1 protein-coding gene and 1 pseudogene are annotated in these 2,219 nt (G+C 68.9%); one reads left to right on the forward strand and one right to left on the reverse strand.

Features of this window, described 5'->3' with window-relative positions; translation table 11 throughout:
* Positions 1-235: 235 nt before the first annotated feature.
* On the reverse strand, positions 236-1,966 hold the full coding sequence (gene pilB / locus CR938_RS14150; protein WP_162125599.1) for a type IV-A pilus assembly ATPase PilB: 1,731 nt from the start codon (positions 1,964-1,966) through the stop codon (positions 236-238).
* Between the two features lie 130 nt (positions 1,967-2,096).
* Here pilB and CR938_RS14155 point away from each other — a divergent pair.
* Positions 2,097-2,219, forward strand: a pseudogene (locus CR938_RS14155) (IS5/IS1182 family transposase); the annotation flags it as partial.

Consider the following 2,219-nt stretch of genomic DNA (forward strand, 5'->3'; position numbering starts at 1 on the left):
GCGCCCGTGCCCAGCGGCGCTTGATGGGTGGCGGTTGAACGTCGGCGCCGGATGCGCCGGCCAGGTCGCCCCGCGTTTTTGTAGGAGCCGCGTCAGCGGCGACGCGACGGGGCCGGCCGGTCGCGGCGGGTGCACTCGTGCCCAGCGGCGCTTGATGCGTGGCGGTTGAACGTCGGCGCCGGGTGCGCCGCCAGGTCGCCGCTGACGCGGCTCCCACGGCGGCGCCCGCACGGCGTCAGTCGATGGTGACGCGGTTGATCTCGGCCAGGCTGGTGATGCCCTGCTTGACCTTGAGCAGGGCCGACTGGCGCAGATCGCGGATGCCGGCGCGCTGGGCGGCCTCGGCGATCTGCATGGCGTTGCCGCCGGAGAGCACGATGGCCTGGATCTCCTCGGTCATCGGCATGACCTGGTAGATGCCCACGCGGCCCTTGTAGCCCTCGGTGCACTCGTCACAGCCCACCGGCTCGTACACGGTGAAGCCCTCGCGGATCTCCTCCGGGGTGAAGCCCTCGGCCAGCAGCGCGTGCTCGGGCAGCTCCACCGGGCGCTTGCACTTGGTGCACAGGCGGCGTGCCAGGCGCTGGGCGATCACCAGGGTCACCGACGAGGTGATGTTGTAGGGCGCGATGCCCATGTTCATCAGGCGCGCGATGGTCTGCGGCGCGTCGTTGGTGTGCAGGGTGGACAGCACCATGTGGCCGGTCTGCGCGGCCTTGACCGCGATCTCCGCCGTCTCCAGGTCGCGGATCTCGCCCACCATGATCACGTCCGGGTCCTGGCGCAGGAAGCTGCGCAGGGCGGCGGCGAAGGTCATGCCGCGCTTGGGGTTCTGCTGCACCTGGTTGACGCCCGGCAGGCGGATTTCCACCGGGTCCTCGACCGTGGAGATGTTGCGCTGTTCGTTGTTGAGGATGCCCAGCGCGGTGTACAGCGACACGGTCTTGCCCGAGCCGGTCGGACCGGTCACCAGGACCATGCCGTAGGGCTTGTGGATGGCGTCCAGGAACAGCTTCTGCTGGTCCGGCTCGTAGCCCAGCTTGTCGATGCCGAGCTTGGCCGCGCTGCCGTCGAGGATACGCAGCACCACCTTCTCGCCGAACAGGGTCGGCAGGGTGCTGACGCGGAAGTCCACCTGCTTGGTCTTGGACAGGTTGAGCTTGATGCGGCCGTCCTGCGGCACGCGCTTCTCGGCGATGTCCAGCTGCGCCATCACCTTCAGGCGCGCGGCGATGCGCTGGTTGAGCTTGACCGGTACGTGCGCCACGGTCTTGAGCAGGCCGTCGATGCGCAGGCGCACGCGGTAGTCGGTTTCGTAGGGCTCGAAGTGGATGTCCGAGGCGCCGCGGCGGATGGCGTCCACCAGCACCTTGTTGACGAACTTCACCACCGGGGTGTCGTCGCCCTTGGCGTCCACGCCCGATTCGGAGGCGCCGCCTTCCTCGTCTGCGCTGACCTCCAGCGACTCCAGGCCCTCCTCCTCGTCGCCGCCGAGGGTGACGGCCAGCTGGTCGCCGGCGCTCTGCCACGCCTCGAGGGTGCGGCGGATCTGGTCCTCGTCCACCAGGATCGGTTCCACCGCCAGGTTGGTGTGGAACTGGATCTCGGCCAGGGCCGCGGTCTGGGTCGGGTTGCTGGTGCCGACGAACAGCTTGCCGCCACGCTTGAACAGCGGCAGCACCTGGTGCTTCTGCACCAGCTCCTCGCTGACCAGCTTCATCGCGTTCTGGCTGGCGTCGAACGCCGAGGCATCCAGCAGCGGCATGCCGAACTCGATGGCGTTGGCGGCGGCCAGCTGCGCCGGGGCCACCAGCTTCTTCTCGGCGATCCACTGGGCCAGCGGCACCCTGGCCTCGGCCGCCTGGGCCATGGCCGCGCGTGCGGTGGCCTCGTCCATCGCCCCGTCCTGGACCAGGCGGCGGGCAATGCCGGTTATACCGACAAGGTTGGCGGTTGTTGCGTTCATGCGTGGTTCCCCAGAGTTGCACCGGGGAAGATATCGCAAACCGGCCCGGCACGCCGAGCCCCGCTAAGGAAGGTCTGAACAACTCCGCCCGATTGCGCGACAATGCCTCACCGTGATCGGGGTGAGTGCGATGCAGCTGTCGTTCGGTGATGCCGAGGGTCTGGGGAGCCGCAAGCGCACGCGGCGCGAGGTGTTTTTGGCGGAGATGGAGCAGGTGGTGCCGTGGCAGGCGCTGCTGGGTCTGATCGAGCCG

Source organism: Pseudoxanthomonas taiwanensis (assembly GCF_010093135.1).
GTDB lineage: Bacteria > Pseudomonadota > Gammaproteobacteria > Xanthomonadales > Xanthomonadaceae > Pseudoxanthomonas > Pseudoxanthomonas taiwanensis.

Excerpts from the sequence above, each read along its gene's own strand:
- pilB (WP_162125599.1), bottom strand. The coding sequence starts at position 1,966 with ATGAACGCAACAACCGCCAACCTTGTCGGTATAACCGGCATTGCCCGC.